This is a genomic window from Algoriphagus iocasae (assembly GCF_014206875.1).
GTDB classification, from domain to species: domain Bacteria; phylum Bacteroidota; class Bacteroidia; order Cytophagales; family Cyclobacteriaceae; genus Algoriphagus; species Algoriphagus iocasae.
On the sequence record NZ_JACIJO010000001.1, the window covers coordinates 681,978 to 704,866 of the forward strand.

The 22,889-nt window shown below is 39.8% G+C and carries 17 protein-coding genes; 10 read left to right on the forward strand and 7 right to left on the reverse strand.

The window, feature by feature from the left end:
- Window position 1 precedes the first annotated feature (1 nt).
- Window positions 2-3,406 (forward strand): efflux RND transporter permease subunit, encoded by a 3,405-nt coding sequence (locus FHS59_RS02925; RefSeq protein ID WP_184492908.1) that lies wholly within the window; start codon window positions 2-4, stop codon window positions 3,404-3,406.
- Window positions 3,407-3,540: 134 nt separating this feature from the next.
- Window positions 3,541-4,059 carry a UpxY family transcription antiterminator gene (locus FHS59_RS02930; RefSeq protein ID WP_184492909.1) on the forward strand — a complete coding sequence of 173 codons (519 nt, stop codon included), beginning with the start codon at window positions 3,541-3,543 and terminating at the stop codon, window positions 4,057-4,059.
- 28 nt (window positions 4,060-4,087) lie between these two features.
- On the opposite strand, the gene FHS59_RS02935 is transcribed toward FHS59_RS02930, so the two are convergent.
- From FHS59_RS02935 to ligA, 5 genes are all read right to left on the reverse strand, one after another.
- Window positions 4,088-4,792, reverse strand: coding sequence for a hypothetical protein (locus tag FHS59_RS02935; RefSeq protein ID WP_184492910.1), 705 nt, complete (start codon window positions 4,790-4,792; stop codon window positions 4,088-4,090).
- Between the two features lie 134 nt (window positions 4,793-4,926).
- Window positions 4,927-5,115 carry an exodeoxyribonuclease VII small subunit gene (gene xseB / locus FHS59_RS02940; RefSeq protein WP_184492911.1) on the reverse strand — a complete coding sequence of 63 codons (189 nt, stop codon included), beginning with the start codon at window positions 5,113-5,115 and terminating at the stop codon, window positions 4,927-4,929.
- On the reverse strand, window positions 5,103-6,422 hold the full coding sequence (xseA, locus tag FHS59_RS02945) for an exodeoxyribonuclease VII large subunit (protein ID WP_184492912.1): 1,320 nt from the start codon (window positions 6,420-6,422) through the stop codon (window positions 5,103-5,105). The genes xseB and xseA overlap by 13 nt, the downstream gene beginning before the upstream one ends.
- A gap of 5 nt (window positions 6,423-6,427) precedes the next feature.
- Window positions 6,428-7,291 (reverse strand): 4-hydroxy-tetrahydrodipicolinate synthase, encoded by an 864-nt coding sequence (gene dapA, locus FHS59_RS02950; protein WP_184492913.1) that lies wholly within the window; start codon window positions 7,289-7,291, stop codon window positions 6,428-6,430.
- 76 nt (window positions 7,292-7,367) lie between these two features.
- Window positions 7,368-9,818 carry an NAD-dependent DNA ligase LigA gene (gene ligA, locus FHS59_RS02955; RefSeq protein ID WP_184492914.1) on the reverse strand — a complete coding sequence of 817 codons (2,451 nt, stop codon included), beginning with the start codon at window positions 9,816-9,818 and terminating at the stop codon, window positions 7,368-7,370.
- Window positions 9,819-10,062: 244 nt separating this feature from the next.
- On the opposite strand from ligA, the gene FHS59_RS02960 reads away from it, so the two are divergent.
- Both FHS59_RS02960 and metG read left to right on the forward strand, forming a co-directional pair.
- Window positions 10,063-10,695, forward strand: a complete 633-nt coding sequence (locus FHS59_RS02960) for a TetR/AcrR family transcriptional regulator (RefSeq protein ID WP_184492915.1) — start codon at window positions 10,063-10,065, stop codon at window positions 10,693-10,695.
- A gap of 93 nt (window positions 10,696-10,788) precedes the next feature.
- Window positions 10,789-12,849 (forward strand): methionine--tRNA ligase, encoded by a 2,061-nt coding sequence (metG, locus tag FHS59_RS02965; RefSeq protein WP_184492916.1) that lies wholly within the window; start codon window positions 10,789-10,791, stop codon window positions 12,847-12,849.
- Window positions 12,850-13,047: 198 nt separating this feature from the next.
- Here metG and FHS59_RS02970 read toward each other — a convergent pair whose 3' ends face one another.
- A complete protein-coding gene (locus FHS59_RS02970; protein WP_184492917.1) occupies window positions 13,048-13,953 on the reverse strand; it encodes a YitT family protein in 906 nt (301 codons plus the stop codon).
- A 265-nt stretch (window positions 13,954-14,218) separates the two neighbouring features.
- Between FHS59_RS02970 and FHS59_RS02975 the strand changes: the two genes are divergently transcribed.
- The 3 genes from FHS59_RS02975 to FHS59_RS02985 all read left to right on the forward strand — a co-directional run bounded on the left by FHS59_RS02975 (window position 14,219) and on the right by FHS59_RS02985 (window position 17,603).
- Entirely contained in the window at window positions 14,219-15,646 is a 1,428-nt protein-coding gene (locus FHS59_RS02975; RefSeq protein ID WP_184492918.1) for a circularly permuted type 2 ATP-grasp protein, read from the forward strand.
- Window positions 15,647-15,653: 7 nt separating this feature from the next.
- A complete protein-coding gene (locus FHS59_RS02980) occupies window positions 15,654-16,646 on the forward strand; it encodes an alpha-E domain-containing protein (RefSeq protein ID WP_184492919.1) in 993 nt (330 codons plus the stop codon).
- Between the two features lie 96 nt (window positions 16,647-16,742).
- A complete protein-coding gene (locus tag FHS59_RS02985; protein ID WP_184492920.1) occupies window positions 16,743-17,603 on the forward strand; it encodes a transglutaminase family protein in 861 nt (286 codons plus the stop codon).
- On the opposite strand, the gene FHS59_RS02990 is transcribed toward FHS59_RS02985, so the two are convergent.
- On the reverse strand, window positions 17,600-18,367 hold the full coding sequence (locus FHS59_RS02990) for a DUF6503 family protein (protein ID WP_184492921.1): 768 nt from the start codon (window positions 18,365-18,367) through the stop codon (window positions 17,600-17,602). The two genes, FHS59_RS02985 and FHS59_RS02990, sit on opposite strands and share 4 nt — an antisense overlap.
- 188 nt (window positions 18,368-18,555) lie before the next feature.
- Between FHS59_RS02990 and FHS59_RS02995 the strand changes: the two genes are divergently transcribed.
- From FHS59_RS02995 to FHS59_RS03005, 3 genes are all read left to right on the forward strand, one after another.
- Window positions 18,556-19,776, forward strand: coding sequence for a PepSY-associated TM helix domain-containing protein (locus FHS59_RS02995; protein ID WP_184492922.1), 1,221 nt, complete (start codon window positions 18,556-18,558; stop codon window positions 19,774-19,776).
- Between the two features lie 118 nt (window positions 19,777-19,894).
- Complete coding sequence (locus FHS59_RS03000) at window positions 19,895-20,623, forward strand: glycosyltransferase family 2 protein (protein WP_184492923.1); 729 nt, start codon at window positions 19,895-19,897, stop codon at window positions 20,621-20,623.
- A 4-nt stretch (window positions 20,624-20,627) separates the two neighbouring features.
- Window positions 20,628-22,889 carry a lipid-A-disaccharide synthase N-terminal domain-containing protein gene (locus tag FHS59_RS03005; protein WP_184492924.1) on the forward strand — a complete coding sequence of 754 codons (2,262 nt, stop codon included), beginning with the start codon at window positions 20,628-20,630 and terminating at the stop codon, window positions 22,887-22,889.

The following is a 22,889-nucleotide window of genomic DNA, read 5'->3' on the forward strand; positions in this document are numbered from 1 at the left end:
AATGGCAGAAAACCAAAAACCACAAAAGACAAGGGAGTTTGGACTGTCCAGCATGAGTGTGGACAATTCCACTTCAGTCGTTATTCTTACTTTGATCATTTCTGTCCTTGGCCTAAGTGCATACAGAAATATGCCAAAGGAAAGTTTTCCGGAAATCGTAATTCCTACTGTGTATGTAGGGACTCCTTATCCTGGAAACTCACCTGTGGACATGGAGAATTTGATCACCCGACCGATAGAAAAGGAATTGAAATCCCTGAATGACATCAAGGATATCAACTCAACATCGGTTCAGGATTTTTCTTCGATTGTGATCGAATTCAACCCTGGAGTAGAAATCTCCAAGGCGATTCAGGAAGTGAAAGACGCGGTCGATAAGTCGAAGAGTGAGCTTCCTACAGATCTGGATCAAGATCCAAATGTGTTGGAAGTGAATACTTCTGATTTCCCGATCATGAACGTGAATATCTCAGGGAATTATTCTGAGGCTGAATTGAAGAAATTTGGTGAATACTTGGAGGATGAGATTGAGAAGCTTCCAGAGATTTCCAAAGCAGACTTGGCGGGGACGGTAGAACGTGAAATTCAGATCAATGCAGATCCTTATAAAATGGAATCTGTAGGAGTAAGCTTCGGAGATATTGCACAGGCAATTCAAACCGAAAACGTGACGATTTCAGGGGGAAATATCCGTTCTGGAGACTACCAGAGAACCCTGCGTATTGACGGTGAATTTACCGATCCAATGGATTTGCAGAATATTATTGTCAAGACAGATAACCAGAAAATTGTCTACTTGAGAGATGTTGCTGAGGTAAAAGATACTTATAAGGAAAGGACTAGTTATGCACGTAGCAAGAACCTTCCTGTTGTAACCATTAACGTGGTAAAGAGAAGTGGGGAAAATCTTCTTTATGCAGCAGATAAAATCAAGGAAATCATCGAGACGACTAAGGCTAATAGATTTCCTCCGGATTTGGAGATTACGATTACCAATGATCAATCGAAGCAGACACGTCTTCAGGTGAGTGACTTGGAGAACTCCATTATTTTCGGTGTCATCCTAGTGGTGTTGGTATTGATGTTCTTTTTAGGATTTAGAAATGCATTGTTTGTTGGGATTGCTATTCCACTTTCCATGTTTATTTCATTCTTGGTGTTGAATGCTTTTGGGATCACGCTCAACCTAATGGTACTCTTCTCTTTGATTTTGGCTCTGGGGATGTTGGTGGATAACGGAATCGTGGTGGTGGAAAACATCTATCGATTGATGTCAGAAGGCAAAGATGCAGTCCAGGCAGCAAAAGAAGGTGTTGGGGAAGTGGCATGGCCAATTATTACCTCTACTGCAACGACCCTTGCCGCATTCTTGCCATTAGCATTCTGGAAAGATGTGGTGGGTGAATTTATGAAGTTCCTTCCGATCACACTGATTATTGTATTGTCATCTTCCTTGTTTGTAGCCTTGGTAATCAACCCTGTTTTGACAGCACTTTACATGAAAGTGGAGGATGTGACAAAGGACAAACCCAAGCAGAAGTCCATTATTGTTGCGGGAATTTTCTTAATCCTTTCGACCATCTTTTATCTGGTAGGGATCACCGCTTTTGGTACTTTAATGCTTGTAGCTTGTGTGTTGACATTGTTCAATGTATTTGTACTAAGAAAAGCGATCCGCTGGTTCCAGACTGTGTTTTTGGTCAAACTGGAGAATATGTATGAATCTGTTTTGGAATATGCACTGAATGGTAAAAAGCCGTACATGTTCTTTGGAGGTACTTTTCTTCTGTTGATCTTTTCAATGGTTTTATTGGGGATTCGAGCTCCGAAAGTGCTTTTCTTCCCTGATAATCAGCCTCAATTGGTCAATGTATTTATCGAGTTTCCAATCGGAACTGACATAGAGGCTACCAACGAATTTGTGGATTCAATGGAAGATGAATTGATGGTGGCTTTGGATGAATACAAAGATATTTTGGAGTCTGTGATTACGCAGGTGGGGGAAGGAACTGGAGACCCTAAGGAAGGTCCAAGTAATCAACCTACTCCACACAAAGCTAAAATCACGATTGGATTTGTGGATTACATCGACCGTCAAGGGATCAATACCAATGAGGCGATGGAGAAAATCAGGCAATTGGTAGAAAAATATCCAGGAGTTCTCTTAACAGTGGATAAGCAAAGAAATGGACCTCCAACCGGAAAAGCGGTGAACATTGAATTTGTAGGTGAAGATTACGATCAGTTGATCGCTTATGTAAACAAAACCCGTGAATACCTGGTCAATCTGAATATTCCTGGAATTGAAGAACTCAAATCCGACCTTTCCCTAGGTAGCCCTGAAGTAATTCTGGATATCGATCGGGAGAAAGCAAGAAGGTTTGGGCTTTCTACTTCAGAAATCGCGAATGATCTGAGAACAGCTTTGTTTGGTTTGGAAGTATCCAAATACAAAGAAGGTGAAGATGATTACCCGATTCAACTTCGATTGAAAGAAGGGTTTAGATATGATATCAATACCTTGGTCAATAAGAAGATTGGGTTTAGAGATAAGTTTGGCACCAAGCGTGAAGTTCCTATTTCTGCTGTGGCTGAAGTAAAATATGGTTCTACTTATGGATCTGTCAAAAGAAAAGATTTGGAGAAGGCGATTACGGTCTATTCCAACGTTTTGGACGGATATAATCCAACAGAAGTCAATGCTCAGATTCAGGCAGCACTACAGAATTACGAAGTTCCTGATGGGATATCTTTAAAGTATACTGGAGAGCAGGAAGAGCAACAAAAATCAATGGATTTCCTTGTTGGGGCATTAGGAATCGCAGTTTCTTTAATTTTCCTAATCATTGTTGCTCAGTTTAACTCAGTTACAACGCCTTTTATTATTATGGCCTCCGTGGTTTTAAGTACCATTGGGGTATTCCTAGGTTTGGTGATATTCAATATGGACTTCGTAGTGATTATGACGGGGATCGGGATTATTTCCCTTGCCGGTGTGGTTGTAAACAATGCGATTGTATTGATTGACTATACCAATTTAGTAAGAGAGCGTAAGCGGGATGAATTGGGAATGGGGCCTAAAGACCATTTACCGTTCAACTTAATGATTGCAAGTATTGTGGAATCAGGAAAGACCAGATTAAGACCTGTATTGCTGACAGCGATTACGACGGTTCTTGGTTTGATTCCTCTAGCTATAGGAATGAATATCAACTTTGGAACATTGTTAAGTGACTTTGATCCGCAATTTTATGTGGGAGGAGATAACGCTGCTTTCTGGGGTCCAATGGCCTGGACAGTGATTTTCGGGTTAACCTTTGCGACCTTCCTCACGTTAGTAATTGTACCAGTCATGTATCTCTTGGCCGATAAGTTAAATATGCGGTTAAAGAAGATTAAAGCATGATTGTTTTAAGGTTGGTGGTTTTTTTTACAAAACCTCCGGGGTTCTATCCCGGGGGTTTTTTGATTTTTAGATCATCTTGGTTCGGCCTTTGCTGCTAAAAAATGTTAATTTTGAGTAAGAAAAATAGGTGAGAGATGAATGAATTAAAATGGTTTGTCATGTATACGGCATCCCGTTCTGAAAAGAAAGTTGCAGCCCGACTGAGGGAAAGTGGTAAAGAGGTATACCTTCCTATTGTTGAGGAATTAAGACAATGGTCAGATCGTAAAAAGAAAGTAGAGCGCCCTTTATTTAATGGATATGTTTTTGTCAAAACTACCCGCGGTCAATTATGGGAATGTCTTCAAGTACCGGGCGCAGTGAAATTTGTCCATTTCTCTGGACAGCATGCGACCATAAGAGACGAGGAATTAGAAACCATTGAGCGGATTATTTCCACAGGTGTGGCAGTGGAGTCTGATGGTTCTGTAATTGAGCCGGGAGAGAAAGTGGAAGTTATTGGCGGAGCACTTCAGAATATGACCGGTGAAGTAATTGAGAAAGGGAATAAAGATTATTTCTTGATCAGGATACCAAGTATTTATCAAAATATGCTGGTAAGTATTCCGAGAAAATTCCTGCAGTCAATAGGGAAAGTAACCCCCGAACAATAAAAAAAGGAGCAAATATTTGCTCCTTTTTTTATTGTTCGAATCTTGGATAAAGATATCTCCTATAAACTATCTGAACTTGCCCAAGATGGTCTCCAAATCTATTAAATCCGACATTCCCATCCATATTATCTGTAAAAGTTAGCATTAGTGTCCCCTCGGCTGCAATGTCTGCATAAGCTCCAAGCTGAAAACTTAAGCCGGCTCGGAATGGCATATATGCAGTCGTCAAATTGAATTTTTCAGGAACCTCATCTTCACTAAAAGATTTGGTTTGTTTGGTGCTTGTATACATGATACCTAAACCAAAACCTCCATATAGGTTGGCAAAACTCCTGTTCATGTGATTTGAAAATGGAATCAAATTGACACTCGGCATCATGTCAAAATAGATCGCAGAACCTTTGGCAGTGTAAGCTGAGTTTCTCTCATACCAATAATCCTGAACTCTAACTGAAGGGTCTCCACCACTAGAAATCCATTGGATTCCGGTAGTGGTTCGAAGGTCAAACATCGGGGTTAACCTTTTAGCAATCGAAGCTGAAAAAGAGGGTTTAATTTCAAAATTAAAATCCCGATAAGCTCCCCCATTGTCGAGGTAGGCAAATGATGGACCAAAACCTATGGAGAGAATATTATCTCTAGAGATCTTTTCTTTGTAGAAATTCTGAGCTTTTAAGCTGAAGGAGATCAAAAGAGAAACCGTGAAAAATGATATGGAAAGTAATTTACGCATGATAATTTCCCTGAAGTGAGTAGAAGTAAACTCAGGATTGTTTGCAAATTCGACAACAAATATGCCAATCCTTTACAAGAATTCATATCAATAACAGGAATTACACAGGATTATTGCCTGAATGGCACATCTGGTCAGTTATTCTCAAAGGCTTTTTGGATCTCTTCCTCAGTAGATTTTAATTTGGATCGACAGGCATTAACCAGTTCTGAGGCCTCTTTTACCAAATCGGATAATTCGTCCACACTTTTTTTGCCTTCTTCCAATTGAGCTAAGATTTGTTCTAATCGGCTCATTGCCTCACTGTATTTTATTTCTTCCATTCCTCTTCGATTTTAGTAATTGTACTGCTGATTTTCTTTTCAGAAGTATGTGTAACCATTTCATCTCCAATTTTAGCCTTAGCTAAATGAATTGGAGTAGAATTAATTTCTGTTTTCGTATACCCTCGAGCCAAAATAGCTTTCGGATCCAGTTGTACCAGATTTTTTGACAAGCTTTCCAAATGATCTGATTCCTTTATCAATCGGTGCTGGACCAGATTTTTCAAGCTTTTTTCCAAATTCAATAAAGACAAGGATTCCAACTGAAGTTGATTTCTGACAGCGGTTCTTACTCTGTTTGAATTCCCCGTTAATCGTTCTTTTTCCCTTGCAATAGCATGACTGCTTTGGGATTGTATCATCAAACTGAAGTTTTGTAAGGTTGCCTGTTGTTCCTGAAGCTGAATCCTAGTTGCCCGATCCAATCTCCTCAAACTCAATCCCAGTGTTTCATCAAATTCACGGAAGCTGGCGAGGATAAATTCTGCTACTGCAGTTGGGGTTTTTAATTTGCTATGTGAAACCAGGTCGGCAATTGTTTCATCTCGCTCGTGTCCGATTCCAGTAAACACAGGTAGACTGCAAGTGGCAATTTTCAGTGCCAAAGCATACTCATCAAAGCAATCCAAATCGATTTGAGCTCCACCACCTCGAATAATGACAAGGGCTTCGAGTCCCAGATTATCTTTGGAATTTTCAGCCATCTCGATTGACCGGATGATGTTTGCTGCTGCCTCATTGCCCTGCATCAAGGAAGGAAAAAGCTGATGGTAGATTTTATATCCCCCGGGGTTTGAATCCAACTGATTGATAAAATCCCCATAGCCAGCGGCAGTTGCACTACTGATGATTCCTATTTTTTGAACCACGGGAGGTAAAACGTGGCGTTGATTCAGGCCGATCATTCCCTCACGGGTCAGCCGATCAATAGTTTCCTGTTTGATTCGGGCTCTTTCTCCTAAAGAAAAAGAAGGGTCAATATCTTTTACATTGATGCTAAGACCATATAAAGGGTGGAAATTGATCGCTACCTGAGCCAGAATTTTCATTCCATTTTTTAATCCCGTGCCAGTTGCTGACTCAAATTTGGATGCAATTGCCCGATAAGAAAACTGCCATAAATTTGCCCGAAGCTTTGCTTCGATTTTATTTCCAACTTTCTCCACAATCTCAAAATAGGCATGCCCCTGCGGGGAAAGCCTGAAGTCGGAAATTTCGCCGATTACCCAGTAAACCGGATCCATTTCTCTGTCAATGACTTGTTGGATCAGCTGGTTTAATTCTGAGATGGACCGGGCATTATGCATTCAACTTATAGGTGTTTTTGATACAAAGACTTGATTTGTTGGTTGAGTTCCAGGCTCGCTCTCAACATAGGAAGACGCAGTTGATCTCCACAGATTCCTTGGTGCATCAGCAAGTTTTTGATCCCAACAGGATTTCCTTCCAAATACATCAAAGAGTTAAAGTTCAACAAAGAAAATGCTGCTTTCAGACTTTCTTTTTCTGGGCCATGGCAAATGCTTTTAAAAGTCGAAGGCAAGGCGTTTGCCAATACAGAAATAACTCCGCATCCGCCAATACTGAACATGGCCTTTGTCATCAGATCATCACCGGAAATCAATAAAAAGTCCTTTGGTTTCTTTGCTGCGATTTCCATGCATTGCTCTAGGTTGCCACTGGCTTCTTTCATCCCGATAATGTTTGGATGATCTGCCAATCGTACAGTGGTAGCCGCAGTCATATTGGACATGGTTCTTCCAGGGACGTTGTATAAAATCACCGGAACAGGGCAGTTATCAGCAATAGCAGTGTAATGCGCGATAATGCCAGCCTGACTCGGTTTATTATAAAATGGGCTTACCGATAGAATAGCTTCAATACCTGTGAAATCGGTAGTACTGATATCGTTTAAAACTGCTTGGGTATTGTTACCACCAATTCCATAAACCACCGGAACCCTTCCTGCATTGTACTCCAAGCATGCTGCCAATACTTGTTTCTTTTCAGCAGGAGTAAGGGTTGCGCTTTCTCCGGTAGTACCCAAGACCACCAAGTAATCGACGCCACCATCGATAACATAATCAATGAGCTTTTTCAAACCCGCAAAATCAATCGAACAATCGTCGTGAAATGGGGTGACTAAAGCTACTCCGGTGCCTGTAAACTGATTCATTTTAAAATTTAATAGGATTGGACGCTAAAGATAAGGGGCTTCTGTGAATTGATCTTAAGAGATTTCAAAATTTGGATTATTCATTGATCATTTTTAGAAATTCTTTCTCAGAAATCAATGGAATTCCCAGTTTTACAGCTTTTTCTCTCTTACTAGGGCCCATTTCAGCACCTTCAATAATGAAATCCAAATTTTTGGAAACCGCAGAAATATATTGACCGCCATGGGCAATGATCGTGTCTTTGATCTCATCCCTTTTGAAATGCTCCAATTTTCCACTGGCCAAAATCCTCTTGCCTGCCAATTGATCTCCCATCTGGGAAGATTCATTTTGCTCAATTTCAAATTTCAAACCATGGCTTTTCAACCTGTTGATGATGGTCAGGTTTTCTTCATTGGCAAAGAAATCCTGAATACTTGTTACCAAAGTTTCACCCACGCCATTGACATCCAAAAGTTGCTCTGAGGTAGCTTCTTGAATTCTCTCAATTCTCACAAAATGACGAGCTAAAAGCTGAGCAGTGTTTTCTCCAATATTTCTTATTCCTAGAGCGAAAAGCACCTTCTCAAAAGGCTGATTTTTGGAAGCCGCAATACCTTCCATCATATTGGAAATTACTCCATCCTGAAATGTATTAGCCTTAAGTTTTTTGATCCGATCTGTAATTTCAGGGGAGAGGTCTAAGTTGAGTTTCAGCAAGATTCCATGGACAGTTCCTTCTGTTTTGCTAGCTTCCAGAATTCTCTCAAATTCAACTCGCCTGCCCAGCAAAATCTCCAATACAACTGCTACCGGTACATAATCCTCCAATTTCGGGAGATTATGGTCTTTCAGATGATTGATCAAGTATTCTACCATCCCGACATTTGAAGGCACTTTTTTCTTCCAGATCCGGATTTGTTCCTGAAAAGCTTTTAAGGTTTCAGGCAAAGGAAGCTCAGCTTTCTCTAGCAAAAAGTCGTGAATTTGCTTGAATGAAATCTGTTCTGTCAAGGCAAAAAGCGCCTTTTCAAACGTGATATAGAGCAATCCATCTCCTTCGGTTTCGTATTGATCTTGGGACATTTCGAGTCCAAGCAATTCCTCTTTTCTACCTTCCAGATCATAGATATCGGCATAATTTCCAATAAAACCCTGGTCGATCAAAGCTCTGATCCGCTCAGTTCCCATGGAGTCAATGTCCATCGCTCTTTTATGGACGAAATGCTCTATTCTTCCAAGCACCTGTGGAGGGCAGGATTCAGAATTTGGACAATAGTGTTTGGCTTCACTTTCCTTTCGCTCCAACTCAGAGCCGCATTCCGGGCAATGGGTAATGTAAGCGATAGGTTTAGCGCCTTCTTTTCTTTTTTCAGGATTTACAGCCGTGATTTTCGGGATGATTTCGCCCCCTTTTTCTACAAATACAAAATCGCCTTCATGTAAATCCAGTCGTTCGATTTCATTGGCATTGTGTAGTGAAGCTCGCTTAACCGTAGTACCTGCCAAACTCACTGGAGAGAGATTTGCCACCGGAGTAATCGCCCCAGTACGGCCCACCTGATAGGTAATAGAAAGCAATTCCGACTCGGCACTTTCAGCTTTGTATTTATAGGCAATCGCCCAGCGAGGATTTTTGGCAGTAAAGCCTAATTCCTCCCTTTGATCGTAATTGTTGACTTTTAAAACAACTCCATCTGTGTCTACCGGCAATGTAAATCGCTTCTCTTTCCAGTCTTCGATATACTGGATTACTTCCTGAATATTTTCAACTTTTCTATAAGTCTGAGAAACATTAAAACCCCACTTTTCAATCAATGAAATCGCTTCTGAATGGGTTTGAACGCCAATTTCATCTCCAAGCAATTGGTAGAAGTAACAATTCAATCTACGCTTGGCTACAACTGAAGAGTCCTGCATTTTAAGCGTTCCTGAGGCTGCGTTTCGCGGATTGGCAAGCAATGCATCACCAGCTTCTTCTCGCTCTGCATTGATTTTTAGAAATTCTTTCAACGGCAAAAAGATCTCTCCGCGCACTTCGAATTTGGCAGGAATGTCGTCTCCTTTGATATGAAGCGGAATATTTCTGATTGTTCGCACGTTGGCAGTGACATCATCACCTCGGTATCCATCTCCCCGCGTAACAGCACGGACAAAACGACCATTTTCATACACCAATGAAATGGCCACTCCATCAAATTTCATTTCGCAGAAATACTCAAAATTGGAATGTCCCAATCCCTTCACCACTCGCTCATCAAAGGCCACTAATTCCTCTTGAGAATAAGTGTTGCCCAAAGAAAGCATCCTCGTCTCATGCTCCACCGTCTGAAATTCCTTTGTAATAGTGCCACCCACACGCTGGCTTGGGCTGTCTGGATCGAGCAAATCAGGAAATGCAGTTTCCAGTTGGATCAACTCTTCCAAGAGTTTGTCAAACTCAAAATCCGAAATCTCCGGATTACTCTCTTGATAGTAGAGGTTATTATGGTAATTGATTTCTTTACTGAGCTGAGCAATGCGCTTTTCGGCTTCCTGTGGGTTCATGGGCGTAATGAAAAATTAGGGCTGGTAAAAATAAGATTTCGGTTGGGAAGGAGCAATGTTTTTAAGAGTTTGGATTTATTGAGCCACAAAGTGACGCAAAGAAAGTTGGGTTGTGGAAAATAGTAATAATATGGATGGTTTCAACTTATAAAAATACTAATCCATTTAGGGTATTGAATCCTAAGGTTTTGTTTATCCTTCCATAATTTTGAATCTTTGTTTCCCTTATTTCCGTGGCAAAATTATGAGCAAGAAGACGAATATTGAGAGCAAGATTTTGGAGTCTGCCTACGCATTTTTTTTGGAAAAAGGCTACAAAAACACCACGATGGATGATATCGCTCAGTCACTGGGGATGAGTAAAAAAACGCTTTATAAATACTATCCGGGGAAAATGGAATTGCTTTCAGCCGCTTTTGAAGTGCTGAAGACTAAGATGACCGCGAAAGTAGAAGGGATTTTGGATAATAGATATTTGCCTTTTCCATTGAAGTTAAAATCTACTTTGACTGTGATGGCAACGCATTTGGCACCGATTAATCCTGACCTTTTTGATGATTTGAGAGATTATGCTCCTGAGGTATGGGAGGAATTGAAAGACTACATCAATGAGTCCGCTTACGAGAGATTTCAGCAACTGATTTCTCAGGGTGTTAAACTTGGTCTAGTAAATCCCAATGTGAACATTAACCTGGTAGTGATGATGTATGCCGCTGCGGTACAGTCTCTTTTGGACCCGAAATTCATCCATCAATTTCCAGAATCCATTCAGAAGGGAATGAAAATTCCTCCAGCCGATATTTATGATCAGGCAACTACGATTATTTACAATGGAATTTTGACAGAAGAAGCTCGCAACGAATTTGCAAATGCCTAAGGCCTGCTTCGTCTGATTTTCCTATCTTTGCACCCAAATTGATCGAATTTCAATTGCATATCACCTTTCTAGAATCCGAATAGATTTACTCTTATGAGTCATAAAAATTTCAAACGATATACCGTTACCTCTGCACTTCCTTATGCAAATGGCCCGCTTCATATTGGACATTTGGCAGGGTGCTACATACCTTCCGATATCTATGTTCGCTATTTGCGCAGCCTTGGCAAAGATGTAGCATACATCTGTGGCTCGGATGAGCATGGTGTAGCGATTACAATTAAAGCTAAGAAAGAAGGCAAAACGCCTCAGGAAGTGGTGGATCACTACCATCAGATTATGAAAGGTAGTTTTCAGGAATTTGGGATCAGCTTTGATCATTATTCCCGCACTTCTGCTCCGGTACATCATGAGACTGCGCAGGGTTTTTTTAAAGATCTCTATGAAAAAGGGGAGTTCTTAGAGCAAAGCACCGAGCAATATTACGACGAGGAAGCGAAGCAGTTTTTGGCGGATAGATACATTGAGGGGACTTGCCCGAAATGTGGAAACGAGCATGCTTATGGTGATCAATGTGAGAAATGTGGAAGCTCCTTAAGTCCTACTGATCTTATCAATCCAAAATCAAAATTGAGTGGAAGAACTCCGGTTTTGAAGGAAACCAAACATTGGTTTCTGGATTTGGCGAGATATCAGAGCTTTTTGAAAAAGTGGATTCTGGAAGATCATGCCGAAGATTGGAAAAACAACGTCTTAGGCCAATGTCGTTCTTGGCTGGAAGCCGGAGATGGTCTGCAGGCTAGATCCATGACCAGAGATTTGGATTGGGGTATCAAAGTTCCACTTGCCGATGCAGAAGGAAAGGTTCTTTATGTGTGGTTTGATGCACCGATCGGATATATCTCCTCGACGAAAGAATGGGCTGCAGAAAAGGGAATTGACTGGGAACCATATTGGAAAGATGAGGAAACTAAGCTGGTTCACTTTATAGGAAAAGATAACATTGTATTCCACTGCATTATTTTTCCGGCCATTCTGAAAACCCATGGAGGATATGTGTTGCCAGACAATGTTCCGGCAAATGAATTCTTGAATCTAGAAGGAGATAAAATCTCTACTTCAAGAAACTGGGCTGTTTGGTTGCATGAGTATCTAGAAGAGTTTCCTGGAAAGCAGGATGTCCTTAGATATGTCCTGACTGCAAATGCACCGGAGACCAAGGATAATGATTTTACCTGGAAGGATTTTCAGGGAAGAAATAATTCAGAATTGGTAGCGATTTATGGGAATTTCGTGAATCGGGCGGTTGTATTGACCCATAAATACTATCAGGGAGTGATTCCAATTCGTGGTGAATTAACTGGATACGATGAGGAAGTTTTAGCTGCATTGGCAGAGTTTCCAGAGAAAATTGCTTCTTCAATTGAGCGATACAGGTTCCGTGAAGCTCTGGGAATTGTGATGGATTTGGCTCGTTTGGGTAATAAATATCTGGCAGATACCGAACCATGGAAAGTAGTCAAAACCGATGAAGCAAGAACAGCAACTATTCTGAACATAGCTTTGAATATCGCTGCAAATCTAGCGATCGTATCTGAGCCTTTCTTACCATTCACTGCCGGGAAACTGGTGGATTTATTCGGTATGGAAAAAATTGATTGGTCTGAAGCAGGTCAGTCGGAATTATTGAAAGCAGGAACAGTTCTAGGGAAGATGGGACTGCTTTTTGAGAAAATCGAGGATGAAGTAGTAGAAAAACAAGTACAGAAACTAATGGACGCGAAAAAAGAAAACGAAGCTGCAAATGCACCGGTACCAGCAATGAAGGAGATTATCACTTATGATGATTTTGCCAAGTTGGACATGAGAGTTGTTACAGTTTTGGAAGCAGAGAAAATGCCTAAATCCAAAAAGCTGATCAAATTGAAAGTGGATACTGGGTTAGGAGAAAGAACTGTTTTGAGTGGAGTTGCTGAGCACTTCGAGCCAGAATTCTTAGTAGGTAAGCAAGTGACAATGTTGATTAACCTTGCTCCTAGAAAAATGATGGGAATTGACTCAGAAGGAATGATTTTGATGGCAGAAGACAAGGACGGGAAGTTGAAGCTCTTGATGCCACATGAAGGTACGGCTAGTGGATCGGGAATATCTTAAGAAATAGGAACCAAGATTTTAGTATTGTCAGGCTGAGCGAAGTCGAAGCCATTTTAGAGTATCTAGTAAAAAGTATCTGGTATCAAGAGCCTAGAATCTAGAACCAAGAAGAGCCAAGAATTTCGGGTAAGTTTTCGAAATTCTTGGCTCTATTCTTTTTAAGTCTAATATCTTGATACTGGTGTCTAGGGACTTTTCCTAATGCAATGGTCTTTTCTTGATCATACCACCCTTTGTATCCTTGATCGGGTATTGGATCACAAAGGCTTTGGGGTCTATTTTTTCGATTTCTACCAGCATCTTGGTGACTTCCAGTCGGGTGATCACACAGAATAAAACCTTTCTATCTGGAAGTTGATTGGCTTTGTCTCCATATCCACCGTCAGATTTCAGCACGGTTACCCCTCTGCCTAAATCATAAGAAATCATCTGCTTGATATCTTCATTGTGTGAAGACATTATCATGACGCCTAGGTATTCTTCCACACCATTGATGATAAAATCGACAGTCTTGGAAGCAGAAAAATAGGTCAGCATAGAATACATGGCTGTTTCTATATCCACAAAAATTGCAGCGACTAGAAAAAGGCAGACATTAAATACAGTAATAAAGTCACCAACTGTTAAACTGGATTTTCTGCTGACAGAAATCGCTAAAACTTCTGTCCCGTCGATAACGGCACCGCCTCTAATTGCAAAACCAATCCCAGAACCCAAGAAAAAACCGCCGAAAACCGCAATCAAAAGCTTGTCTGCAGTGATGGCAGGAACTTCTATATAATGCACTAGCAATGCAAGACCAAAGATTGCCAAGGTGCTTTTGATCGCAAATGGAACTGAAACCTGTCTTGCCCCTAATAAGATAAAAGGGAGGTTGACCAAAATAATCAATACGGAAAGATTGACAGGGGTAAGCATTTCCAGAAGCAAGGACATACCCATAGCTCCACCATCGAAAAATCCATTAGGAAGCAAAAATCCTTTTAACCCAATACTCGCCATCACCACACCGATTGCTATAAACAGACCGTCTTTCAGTTGTCGGTATAGGGTGATTCGCTTGATTAGTGGGTTATCTTCTATGTTCAGTATTGACTTTACCATCCTTCAAAATTAGTTCAATTCATCTAGACTTCTCTATGTGCCCGATGAAGTAAAGCGTATTTTTTTTCTTAACTTAATAAAAAAAGATCGGGAATTCTTTTAGTGTTATTTGAGAGGTATAGGGTTAATAAAAAGCCAAAATTTTTATTAAAAACATAAAAAAAATCAGAACTGGTAAAAATTTTATCGCATTTGACTAAAATTTTTGACTTTTATGTATTTTACTCTATCTTATTTGACTTACAACCCATAAAGTTTGATTTTCATGAAAACAGAAGGATATAGTGCCGGAGAACATTTTGACGAAATGTTTACTCCGGATGGGAAGGTTCGCCCTCATTACGAAGGTTTTTTTAAGTTTTTGGATAAGGCTTCAGCAAAAAAAATGAAGCATCTTCAGTTTTCGGCCAATAAGACCCAATTGGCAATGGGAATGACTTTTAACGTCTATCATGACAATCAAGGAATGGAGAAAATCCTTCATTTGGACATTATTCCCAGGATCATTTCCAATCAGGAATGGAAAAAACTGGAAGCGGGTCTCAAGCAACGGGTGCATGCATTGAATCTTTTCCTTCAGGATATCTATAATGATCAAAAAATCCTGAAAGATGGCGTTGTTCCAGCTGAGTTGATTTTGAAAAGCAAGGATTATCTCAAGCCATGTATTGGTTTGACTCCGCCGAAAGGGATTTGGTGTCATATCACAGGAACAGATCTCGTCAGGGATAAAAGCGGGGAGTTTTACATTTTGGAAGATAACCTTCGCTGTCCTTCTGGAGTTTCTTATATGCTCGAAAGCCGAGAAATCATTAAGAGGGTATATCCCGAACTTTTCAACCAAAAAGGAGTGATGCCGGTATCAGATTACCCGGCCAAACTTCTTAAAATGCTTCAGAATATCAGTGGCAAAGCAAAGCCTGTGGTGGGAGTTTTGACTCCGGGAATCTACAATTCGGCATACTTTGAACATTCCTATCTGGCTTTACAAATGGGAGTGGAGCTCGTCAGTGGAGTGGATCTGATTGTAGAAAACAAGAAAGTATACATGCAGACCACCAAAGGGCTTCAGCAAATCGATGTGATTTATAGAAGGATTGATGATACCTTTTTGGATCCTTTGGCTTTCAATCCTGAGTCTATGCTTGGGATTCCTGGCATTTTCGAAGCCTATAAGGCAGGGAATGTTGGACTGGCCAATGCACCTGGAACCGGAGTAGCAGATGATAAAGCTGTCTATGCCTATGTGCCAAAGATTATAAAGTATTATCTGGATGAAGATCCGATTTTGCATAATGTTCCAACTTACCTCTGCAGGGAAGAATCCGATAGGAAGTATGTATTAGATAATATTCAGGATTTGGTAGTGAAAGAGACAAATGCTGCAGGGGGGTATGGAATGCTAATTGGTCCCAAAGCCACTAAGGAGGAGCATCAGCATTTCAAAACTTTGATCAAAAACAATCCGACCAATTACATCGCCCAACCCACTTTATCACTTTCTACAGTCCCGAGTTTGACAGAAGAAGGCGTAGTTGGTAGACATGTCGATTTGAGACCTTATGTCTTATACGGAGAAGAAATAGAGGTTATTCCGGGTGCTTTGACTCGCGTGGCGCTGAAAAAAGGCTCACTTGTGGTGAACAGCTCTCAAGGAGGAGGAAGTAAGGATACTTGGGTTTTATATAACTAATTGAACTATGCTGAGTAGAGTAGCAAATCATATTTATTGGCTGGGAAGATACCTGGAAAGAGCAGAAAACTACGCTCGATTTATTGACGTGAATTTTAACCTGATGCAAGATTTGCCTCTGGATCTGAAAGAGCAATGGCAACCTTTGATTGCGGCGACTGGAGATATGAAATTGTATCTGGATACCCATCAGACATTTTCCAGGGATCAGGTTTTGTTTTTCCTTTCATTTGATGAAAAGAACCCCAATTCCATGATCAATACCATCAGCCATGCCAGGGAAAATGCGAGAATTATCAGAGAAAGTTTGAGCAAAGAAACTTGGGAAGAAGTCAATGAATTGTATTACATGATCAAACATGGGGCTGAGAAGAGGTTATGGAAAAAAGAAGATCCCCGTGAGTTTTTTGAAAAAATCAAAAATCAGATTCTACTGATTTATGGCATTGCCGATAATACCGTGGCCAGAGTAGAAGGTTGGTTTTTCCGTCAGCTCGGGCAATTTCTAGAAAGGGCTGATCAGACTTCCCGAATTTTGGATGTGAAATATCATATCCTTTTGCCTTCACCGGAAGAGGTAGGAACACCTTTGGATTTTCTTCATTGGATGGCTCTGTTGAAATCTGTGACTGGTTTTAATTCCTATCGTAGACTATATGGAAACATCGATCCGGCTGGAGTAGTGGAGTTTTTGGTGTTGAATAAATACTTCCCAAGATCCATTTATTATTGCATCAAAGAAGCTGAAAAATGCCTTCTAAATATATCTGGAAACTCTGGTGGAGGGTATCAAAATAGCGCTGAGAAGGCTATGGGAGAACTTCGGTCCAAACTGGAATATGCAGAAGTTGGAGAGATCATTACGATTGGTCTTCATGAATATCTGGATAATCTCCAGATCAAAATCAATCATATCTCCAACCATGTCAATGAGAACTTCTTTACCATCAAAGACAATTTGGCATTTCAGACCAGCGAACAATCACAATCGCAGTCCTAATTTTAATTTCCACAAATGATCAAGTTTAATTCTTTTTTCTGAGAATTATGTTTTGTTCAAATATCTCCCGAAATCAAGGAGAATTAAATCCTCCTTATGAAACTTCAAATACAGCATCTTACTGAATACAAGTATGATAACCCGGTCTTTTTGGGAATTCATCTCCTGTTTTTAATTCCTCAAAATCGACTTTATTTCGATGTGTTAAAACAGGATTTAGTAGTTCATCCTAAACCTGAAGGAAATCATGTCAGGATGGATCTTTCGGGGAATTTTTACACTCAAGTCTGGTTTCTTGATATGAGTGAAAAGCTCCAGATTCAAAGTGAGTTGGTTTTGAAGGTGAAAGAGTTTAATCCCTTTTCATTTTTGATTGATGAACAATTTCTTCAATCCGTTGCGAATAAAACTTATCCGAAATTCAGTTATCTAGGTCTTGAGAAAGAGCTCGCCAATTACTATTTGGTGGATACTGGGGATAAGATGATGCTTGATTTTGTAATGGAATATTGGCGTGGTCCTGAAGATGTGATAGGATTTTTATTTAGGATCACTGCAGCTATACACAGCCAATGGGACCACTTAATTCGTCATGAGATGGATATCTGGGAGCCTGCATATACATTTTCTGAGAAAAAAGGCTCATGCCGTGATTTAGCTTATATGCAAATGAGCCTTTTAGGATCGATAGGCTTGGCTACCAGATTTATAAGTGGCTATGCTTTTAATCCTAACTTGAAAGATGGACATGAGCTTCATGCCTGGCTGGAGGTGTATTTGCCGGGTGGCGGCTGGGTAGGACTGGATCCCAGCTTAGGCTTGCTGACAGATCATCGTTATGTTCCTTTAGCATGTCATGCCAAACCAGAGTTGGCTTCCCCAGTCCAAGGTTCCTTTAATGGAGAAGGAAATTCCACCTTACATACAGAAGTTCAAATCAGCCAAATATTAGATTAATCAGCGTAGACTGCTTCATCTGGTTTTTCGAAGATAGAATCATCAAATTTTTCATCCAGAAGTAGAATGTCTGAAAAGCTTACTTGGTATTTTATGCCTTTGGTAGAATCGTTTTCAAAGGTGTATCCAGTTAAATATCTCGGAAAAACCAATCCATCAGCATCTCTATAATCATCGTATTTCAAAGCGGTAAACGTAGGATTTTGGTTCCCAAAAAATGAAACCGTGTACAGTAAATATTCAAGCCTACCAGTCTCAGGGTTTAGCAGCATAAAGTATTGATCATCGGGAGAACTACCTGTTCCAGGGGCCATTTTTGCCTGTAAGGTTTTGTAAGAAACTCCATTCACCATTTTGTTTTCTACTTCTGAAACTGATACTCCTGGATCTGTGAAAACATAAGGGATAGAGTAAAAATAGAAGTAAAGGTTATGGTAAAAGTTGATGGATCTTCCACCAAATGCCGATCTGTTTGGGCTGATCCAAGTTCCCTGATCATCCTTACCAATTGAGAATCCTGAGCCATCCAATCTGATTTTTCTGGAATCCAGATTGATGAAATAATTTTCCCGAGTCAGATTGGTTTCATGAATCATCATAAAACTCATGGCTTTAGCATGGATCCATTTTGACCAATCACCGTGTTTTTCCAAAAGTTCCTGAAATTCCGGATTCACTTTTGGCATTTCTTTAACGGTTTCTTTTTCACAGGCTACCAATAAAAAGACGGAAAAGAGAATAGCAATTGCGTTTAGGTTTTTCATAGAATTTAGGTTCATCATTGAATGGATCAAATAAAATCAAATTGGATTAGATAGACCTATCGGGTGGTTGACAATTCAGATAAAAAAAATACTTTGGAATTAGTCTAAATAATAATTGTGTTTATTAGATTTGTGATTTAATAGGAAAGTCAAACTCCTAAAAAGCCATTAATCTATTTAATCAATCCATGAGGAATTCAACACTTTGGGAAAAATTCAGGCATGTAATCAATGAGATCCACCTTTATGCAGGATTAATTTCAGGAATCATTGTTGTGGCAGTTTGCCTTAGCGGTACCATCTATGTTTATAATTCAGAGATCAGGGAAAGTGCCAGTCCTGAACTGTATTCAGTAGAAGAATCTGGAACCAGAATGTCTGCCGAATCTCTAAAAAACAAATTGGAGTCCGAGTTTCAGTCCAACGTGGTAGGGGTCAATTGGAATAATGAACCCGATCAAAGTGTGCAGTTTACCTTGAAGGAAGAAGGAGAGAAAGGAAGAGGTACCACCTATTTTGTCAATCCATATACAGGTGAAGTTCTTGGCGATTCAGGCGTCAAAACATCCGCAGCGGAATTTATGGGCTATATGTTTAGCCTTCATCGCTGGTTGATGCTGGATCGAATCGAAACTCCGATGCTGGAAAGTATGTCAAATCGCGATTTGGGAAGATTGATTAATGGAATTGCGACTTTACTTTTTACACTTGGTGTTTTGACTGGGATCGTGATCTGGTTTCCAAAAAAAGTGAAGAACTGGAGACAGGGCTTAAAAGTAAAATGGAATGCCAATTGGAAAAGAGTTAACCATGATCTTCATAATACCCTGGCATTTTATTCCCTGATTTTTCTTTTGTTAATGGGAGTTACTGGGCCATTTTGGTCGTTTAGTTGGTATAGAGAAGGCTGGCAAAAAACCTGGGATACTTATCAGGAGCCAGGTCAAAGAAATGAATCAAATGAAAAAAAGGAAGAGCCTGTTTTAAGTTCTGGAGAATTTAAGACTTTGGATGAAATTATTGCAGCCACTGATAAGACGCTTTCTTACGACGGAATTTATAGAATTTCCCTTCCTGAAAAGACCTCAGAGCCTGTAAGCATCAGCAAATATAGAACTGGATTTTTTGCAAGATCAGGTTCAGATCAGTTGAAAATCAATGGAGCAACCCTGGAAGTTATGGAGGCGAATTTATTTTCAGATCTTCCTTTTAGGCAACAAGTTGGAAGGTCTGTGAAGTCACTTCATACAGGAGAGATTTTTGGACAGTTCACTAAATTCATCTGGTTTTTAGCTTGTTTGGTCGCTACCAGTTTGCCGATTACTGGTACTTTGATTTGGCTAAATAAGAAGAAAAAGAAATCAAAGAAAAAAGGGAAAGTAACCAAAACAGTTCTGGAGTCTGCATAATATTTAAGGTCTTCTGATTAGTAGAAGGCTTTTTCATTTCCCCAATTTTAAGAGAATCTTAAGGTTGATTTTAGGGGAATAAAAGCTGAAATATAGTGATTTGCCTTTTTAAGGAAAGATGGCATCAATCACAATTGTAATTCCAGTTTATAACGAAGAAGCGGGTATTCCGGCAATTGTGGAGGCTTTTGGGCCGTATTTTAAAAGCACTTCACTGAATGCAAAAGTTCTTTTTGTAAACGACGGTTCCACAGACCAAAGTCTTCAGGAAATTGAAAAAGTCTGTCTCCTTAATGATCATTTCGAGTTTATTTCCTTTGAAAAAAATGCTGGCTTAAGTGCTGCGATCAAGGCAGGATTTGATTATTCGCAAAGCGATTGGGTAGGATACATAGATGCGGATCTTCAAACTGACCCGATGGATTTTTTATCCTATGAGGCGTTTTTGGGCGAATTTGATCTTATTACAGGAAAGCGGGTTAACCGAAAAGATAGCTTCGTCAAAAACTTATCATCTTCCTTTGCAAATTGGTTTAGAGACAGCTTGCTTCATGACCATGTTTCTGATTCGGGTTGCCCTTTGAAAATCATCAGAAAAGACCTTGCAGTCTCTCTTCCTTTTTTTAAAGGAATGCATCGGTTTATCCCGGCTTTGGTATTAATGCAAGGCGGGAAATTAAAAGAATTACCAGTTTCCCATTTTCCAAGAGTTACAGGCAAAAGTAAGTTTCATTTATGGAATCGCCTGCTTTCGCCTTTTCTAGATACGTTAGCTGTGAGGTGGATGATGAAAAGGAAAATTGATTATAAAATCAGAAGTACGAATTCATTGACTCATCCAAATTGAAAAAATGAACAGCTGGATTCTATTAGGAATTGGATTTATCGCACAAGGGCTTTTCTCTGCAAGATTTCTCATCCAACTGATCAAGTCAGAGAAAGCTGGGAAAGTGCTTTCACCGACTTTGTTCTGGATTTTAAGTCTTTTTGCTTCTTTCTTATTAATGATTTACGGCACTTTTCGCCAAGATTTAGTCATTGTTGGAGGGCAATTCATCGGATATTTTATCTACATCAGAAATTTACAGATTCAGAATTATTGGAGAAAAGTACCCTTGGGACTTCGGATTGTCTTTTTGGTTTTGCCTTTTCTGTTTTTTGCCAATCTGATCATTTTTAGAAATCAGGACTTTTCCCAGGTATTCAATAATCCTGAGATCAGTAGCATAATGCTGACATGGGGTGGTTTGGGACAGGCCATATTTACTGCGCGTTTTGTAGTGCAATGGATCCAATCAGAAAAAGCCAAAGAATCGCATTTTCCCATGTTGTTTTGGTATATCAGTCTCCTGGGAGCTTTGATGATAGCCAGTTATGCGATTTTCCGGAAAGACGCAGTCCTGTTTATTGGGCAGGCATTTGGGATTTTGGTTTATGGAAGAAATATCATGATTCATTTTGGACCACCAAATATTACAAGAATGACGGTATTGGATCGGTTGAAGACTTACAGAATGGGGTTTTTATTAGTTTTTACTGCACTTGTCCTTTTCTTCAACTTGAATGCTTGGTCGGTAACAGAGTCAAGTGAAGCCAGGTATTCGGAGATCGGGAAAGAAATGCTTGAATCTGGAGATTGGATGCATCCTCAGTTGATGGGGATATATCATTACCATAAACCTCCAATGACTTATTGGATCACTGCTTTCTCTTACAAAATTTTTGGAGTTTCTCCTTTTTCAGCCCGCTTTTTCCTTCAACTGTCGATTCTGTTAGAAATCTTGCTGGTTTACTTCATTGGTAAATTATTGATGAAGGATACTAAACAGGCTTTTCTTGCATCCATGCTTTATGCATCTTTTCCCACGGTAATTATAGCCGGAAGAGCATTGACTACCGATGCATATTTGACCACATTTATACTTGCGGCAGTCTATTTTTGGATTTTATATAATGAAATAAAAAAGCCCTGGATTCTGCTGCTTTCTTACATTTCCTTGGGATTAGGTTTTCTTACCAAAGGCCCTGTCGATTTAATAGTTCCAATGGTATTGTTGTCCTTTCAAAAAATCGCCAAAAAGAAAATAGAAGGTTCTGTTTGGCTGCATACCCTTGGTTGGATCTTGATGTTGGGAATAGGACTCAGTTGGTTTTTGAAATTGTATGAAGAGGATTCTAGGTTTTTGGACTATTTCTTTTTCAAGCATACCGTAGACCGATTTGCAACTGATACATTTGGAAGAAGCCAGCCAATCTGGTTTTACCCAGTCTTGTTGGTTTTGACTGCATTTCCTTGGGTTTTAATACTTCTATCCAAAAGCAAAGCTATATGGCAAAGTAAAAAATCTCTTCAAAAATTATTTTGGGTCTGGTTAGTTGTGCCGGTTATCTTCTTTTCTTTGAGTCATTCCAAGCTTGTTCTATACATATTGCCAGTGTATTCAGGAATGGCAATGGGGGCAGTTTTGATTTGGATGAAGTTAAAGAAATCGCAACAAAAAATTTGGGAAAGGATCCAGTTGGGAGTTCAAATCCTGATTTTGATAGGTTTATTGATAGCTCCACTTATTGACCCAAAAATAGAGTACAATTATAAGTTTTTGTTTGTTGCATTGGTTTTGGGATCCATTTTGGTGGCATTCCAGTTTACGGGTATGAAAAGGGCAGAAAGAGCTGTTGTTTCTGCATGGATTTTCACGATGGGAATTACAGCTTTGTCTACCTATTTTTTCAGCCAAAATCCAGCCCTTACAAATGATACCAGAAGAGTGGTTTCTTGGATAGAATCCAATTCGACAAAAGAAGAACAAATTGTAATCTTTGATAAACGACTTCCTTCCGTGATGTTTCAAACTGATAGAAAAGTAATTTCTATTTACGATGGAGATGAAGGACTAAACAGAGAAACCCAGTTCCAGAAGGATGATCATTGGAAAACATTTTTGATTAATTTGAAGAAAAATCCGACTTGGATTGATTCTGAAGAGCATCAAAAGGGGATTTGGTTAGCAAAAGTCAAAAAGAAAATGCCTGATTTGCCGAAGGGAAAGATCTGGGAAACGTTGACGGAAGTGGATGGTTGGAAAATAATGAACATTAAATCAATTCAATAG

Bases quoted from the DNA above. Each gene is read 5' to 3' on its own strand.
- FHS59_RS02960 (WP_184492915.1), top strand. From the start codon at position 10,063: ATGAGCAAGAAGACGAATATTGAGAGCAAGATTTTGGAGTCTGCCTAC.
- FHS59_RS02930 (WP_184492909.1), top strand. From the start codon at position 3,541: ATGAATGAATTAAAATGGTTTGTCATGTATACGGCATCCCGTTCTGAA.
- FHS59_RS03005 (WP_184492924.1), top strand. From the start codon at position 20,628: ATGAACAGCTGGATTCTATTAGGAATTGGATTTATCGCACAAGGGCTT.
- FHS59_RS03000 (WP_184492923.1), top strand. From the start codon at position 19,895: ATGGCATCAATCACAATTGTAATTCCAGTTTATAACGAAGAAGCGGGT.
- metG (WP_184492916.1), top strand. From the start codon at position 10,789: ATGAGTCATAAAAATTTCAAACGATATACCGTTACCTCTGCACTTCCT.
- dapA (WP_184492913.1), bottom strand. From the start codon at position 7,291: ATGAATCAGTTTACAGGCACCGGAGTAGCTTTAGTCACCCCATTTCAC.
- FHS59_RS02990 (WP_184492921.1), bottom strand. From the start codon at position 18,367: ATGAAAAACCTAAACGCAATTGCTATTCTCTTTTCCGTCTTTTTATTG.
- FHS59_RS02975 (WP_184492918.1), top strand. From the start codon at position 14,219: ATGAAAACAGAAGGATATAGTGCCGGAGAACATTTTGACGAAATGTTT.
- FHS59_RS02970 (WP_184492917.1), bottom strand. From the start codon at position 13,953: ATGGTAAAGTCAATACTGAACATAGAAGATAACCCACTAATCAAGCGA.
- FHS59_RS02995 (WP_184492922.1), top strand. From the start codon at position 18,556: ATGAGGAATTCAACACTTTGGGAAAAATTCAGGCATGTAATCAATGAG.
- FHS59_RS02985 (WP_184492920.1), top strand. From the start codon at position 16,743: ATGAAACTTCAAATACAGCATCTTACTGAATACAAGTATGATAACCCG.
- FHS59_RS02925 (WP_184492908.1), top strand. From the start codon at position 2: ATGGCAGAAAACCAAAAACCACAAAAGACAAGGGAGTTTGGACTGTCC.
- xseA (WP_184492912.1), bottom strand. From the start codon at position 6,422: ATGCATAATGCCCGGTCCATCTCAGAATTAAACCAGCTGATCCAACAA.
- FHS59_RS02980 (WP_184492919.1), top strand. From the start codon at position 15,654: ATGCTGAGTAGAGTAGCAAATCATATTTATTGGCTGGGAAGATACCTG.
- FHS59_RS02935 (WP_184492910.1), bottom strand. From the start codon at position 4,792: ATGCGTAAATTACTTTCCATATCATTTTTCACGGTTTCTCTTTTGATC.
- ligA (WP_184492914.1), bottom strand. From the start codon at position 9,818: ATGAACCCACAGGAAGCCGAAAAGCGCATTGCTCAGCTCAGTAAAGAA.
- xseB (WP_184492911.1), bottom strand. From the start codon at position 5,115: ATGGAAGAAATAAAATACAGTGAGGCAATGAGCCGATTAGAACAAATC.